The following is a 3618-nucleotide window of genomic DNA, read 5'->3' as shown; positions in this document are numbered from 1 at the left end:
TGGGGCAGTGTGCCCCTTTTATTATACAGAAAATGGCGTCGACAGATTTCTCTATCAACACCAAATATCATAGAACCTTTAGTTTGGTTAGGGGATACCTTCACTTTATTAACTGCTGGATTGTGAGCTGGAACGGGGCGAGTACGGGTTGAAGTCTGGAGTTGCTAAACTGGAATTTCTACACCTACTGACCAAGTAGAACAATGCGCCTGATTGCATGTTTGGGGGCCTCTCGGTTTATTTAATCATGGATCCTGCTAGTGATTTTGAATGAAAACTCGTGCAATTTCGGTGTTTACTAGGTATTGTGACAATCGGCCATTTGATTGAGGAGGTAACTGACGTGGAAGACAAGCGTGGCAATGGTGACCAAGATGCCCATTGGTCGTCTAGCTCAGCTGACAGAAATTGCGAACGTCATTGCCTTTGTCACCGGGGCTACTCTCAACGTTGACGGTGGATGTACCGCACTATAATAGACAAAAAAGCTACTTGGTTAACGGTCATGATGGCCATTAACCAAGTAACTTTACTATTAGTTTGCAGATTGAAAGTTCCAAAATGCTTTGTTGTGACTGCGACATTGAGATTAGGCAACTTAAGCCAGCCAGCTGGCAGATAGGAGCTGAAATGTCGTGAAGCCTCGAAAATGTTGAACCGCCAAGCTTGAGGTCTAATCCTCAAAATCTTCTAGTGCTAAACTCTTCTCGGTCCATTCCTCTTCGGTGGTATCGAGGTCAGTGGTGACGGTTGTGAGCTGCGCCTGTAGGTCAGCCAACTTTTCGGCATCGTTGAAGTTTTCTGAGGAACTCATGGCCGTTTCAATCGTTGACTTTTGCGTTTCGAGGTCACCAAGTTTGGTTTCCAAGGCATCTACCTGGCGACTGAGTTTACGCTTAGCTTTCTGTTGTTCCTTTTGCTGTTGGTAGTCGACCTGCGTTTGTTTGGGTGCGTCGCTCGTCGGGTTAGCTTCTTCTGCCTCGGCTGCTTCTTTGGCAGCGTAGGCGTCCTGTTCGGCCTTCTTCTCCACGTAGTAGTCATAGTCGCCCAGGTAACGGGTTGTTCCGGCGGGGGCCAATTCGACGACCTGAGTGGCCACTTGGTTAATGAAATACCGGTCATGGGAGACAAATAGGATAGTCCCATCGAATTCGTTCAACGCATTTTCCAGAACTTCTCGGCTGTCGATATCCAGGTGATTGGTGGGTTCGTCCAGCATTAAGAAGTTGTCGTGGCGCAGGGCCAGCTTCGTCAGCAGTAACCGTGCGCGTTCACCACCACTCAGGCTGTGGACACTCTTATCAACATCGCTTCCGGTAAACAGAAAGCTTCCGAGAATGGAGCGGATATCGCCTTCTGGGGTCGTAGGGTGGTCATCCCACAATTCATGCAGAACACTCTTTTTGTCATGCAGGGTTGCTTGGTCTTGATCGTAGTAGCCCGTGTCGACACCAGTACCAAAGATGATCTGACCTTGAATGGCCGGAATGCGGCCCAGAATAGTTTTTAGCAGGGTAGATTTGCCAATTCCGTTGGGGCCGACGATAGCAACGGCCTGATGCTTTTTGATATCGAGGTTGACCGGAGAGCAGAGGATCTGTTGGTCATAACCAACTGCACCGTTGACCACATCTAAGACGACGTTGCCACTTTGACGATGAGGTCTGAACGTGAAGCGGGCAACCTTTTCGTCACCTTCTGGCTTGGCCATCTTATCCATTTTCTCCAGCTGTTTGCGTCGTGCTTGAGCCCGTTTAGTTGTGGAAGCGCGGACGATGTTTTTGTTCACAAAGTCCTCCAACTTACCGATTTCAGCCTGTTGCTTGTCATATTCCTTCCACTCGCGCCGTAGTCGTTCGGCTTTGGCATCAATGTAATGGGAGTAGTTGCCAGGATAGTGCACCAAGCCGCCGTGGGCCATGTCGTAGACATCATTGACCACGTGATCGAGAAAATATCGGTCATGGGAAACGACAAGAATGGCGCCAGGATAGCCTTGTAGGTAACCTTCCAGCCAGGTTAACGTTTCAACGTCCAAATGGTTGGTGGGTTCGTCAAGGATTAACAGGTCGGGACGTTCCAGCAGCAATTTAGCCAGGGCTAATTGGGTGCGCTGGCCGCCTGAAAGTTCGTTAATGGGTTTATCATAGTATTCTTCGCCGAACTCAAACCCGTGGAGCACGCCACGAATTTCGGCTTGGTAACCGTAACCATTTTGGTCGCTAAAATCTTGTTGAAGTTGGTCGTAGGTTTTACTGATTTGGGTAAATTGTTCCTGGTCAGCAATAGTACTTGGGTCACTCATTTGCTGTTCTAAGTCGTGCATATGCTGTTCCATTGCCCGTAGCTTAGCGAAAACATCGAGCATTTCATTCCAGACAGTTTTAGATGAAGCGAGGCCGGCATTTTGCGCCTGATAGCCAATGGTGAGCCCACGTTTTGTCGTAATTTGACCGACATCCGGCGTGGTTTCGCCAGCAATCATTTTCAGTAGGGTGGACTTCCCGGCACCGTTGCGGCCCACCAGCGCCACCCGGCCGTGTTCTGGGACGTCAAGGCTAACGTTTTCAAAGAGTACGGTCGCTCCAAAACGTCGCGTGACTTGTTGAACTTGTAAAAGAATCACGGTAAATGGACCTCCTTTTCATTTTTCGTATAAGTTGATAGTTCTTATTCTAGCATATTTACCGGACAGACCGAAATATGGAAAGAATTGTGAAAAATATTTGCAATTTCTTTCACAAGACGGGCGGTTATGCTATAATCTGTAAGAAAGCAAATTTCACAATCAAAAAGTTATTTAGGGAAAGTGTTACCGTCGGTTGGCGATGACCAGTATTCATTGATTAGGAGGTCTCATTTTTTGACAGATCAAAAGATTCCCCGCGCCACAGCTAAACGGCTCCCCATCTACTACCGTTATTTAAACATTTTGCTGGACGCGGACAAAACTCGTGTGTCCTCGACGGAACTTTCTGAAGCCGTTAAGGTTGATTCAGCAACTATTCGTCGAGATTTTTCTTACTTTGGGGCCCTCGGTAAACGGGGCTACGGGTACGATGTTGAAAGCCTCATTAAGTTCTTCAAGAAGATTTTAAATCAAGACCGGTTAACCAACGTGGCCTTGATTGGGGTCGGAAATTTGGGCCATGCGCTATTGAACTTTAATTTTCATCAGGACGGCAACGTGCGAATCAGTGCAGCCTTTGATGTCAGTCAGGATATGGCGAATACAATTCAAAGCGGGGTTCCCATCTACCCAATGACCGATTTGCGGACGCAGTTGGAAGAACAACAGATTCAGATTGCCATTTTGACCGTGCCATCTGACGTTGCTCAATCCGTGACGGAAGAAGTTGTTGCCGGGGGCGTGAAGGGAATCTTGAACTTTACACCACTGCGGATTACGGTACCAAAGGATGTGCGGGTCCAAAACGTGGACTTAACTAATGAACTCCAAACGTTGATTTACTTCTTGGAACACTACAATAAAGATTAATCACGATTCGTGATGAGAGGAGCCCGAGATAAAACCTTGGGCTTTTATATGAAATAAAGAATATTTGGGCGCACTAAAACATAACGCTCGAATCTGCGAAAAAATTCTAGTATACTTGT

The 3618-nt window shown here is 47.3% G+C and carries 2 protein-coding genes; one reads left to right on the top strand and one right to left on the bottom strand.

The features are described 5' to 3' along the window. Window positions 1-673: 673 nt before the first annotated feature. Window positions 674-2626, bottom strand: a complete 1953-nt coding sequence (locus EKM89_RS13580; protein WP_125689310.1) for an ABC-F family ATP-binding cassette domain-containing protein — start codon at window positions 2624-2626, stop codon at window positions 674-676. Between the two features lie 237 nt (window positions 2627-2863). On the opposite strand from EKM89_RS13580, the gene EKM89_RS13575 reads away from it, so the two are divergent. Next, entirely contained in the window at window positions 2864-3499 is a 636-nt protein-coding gene (locus EKM89_RS13575; protein ID WP_048732426.1) for a redox-sensing transcriptional repressor Rex, read from the top strand. Window positions 3500-3618 lie beyond the last annotated feature (119 nt).

This window comes from Levilactobacillus fujinensis (genome assembly GCF_003946335.1).
Classification (GTDB): Bacteria; Bacillota; Bacilli; order Lactobacillales; family Lactobacillaceae; genus Levilactobacillus; species Levilactobacillus fujinensis.
Note: the sequence above shows the minus strand (reverse complement) of the source record. Positions and strands in the feature narration are given on the sequence as shown.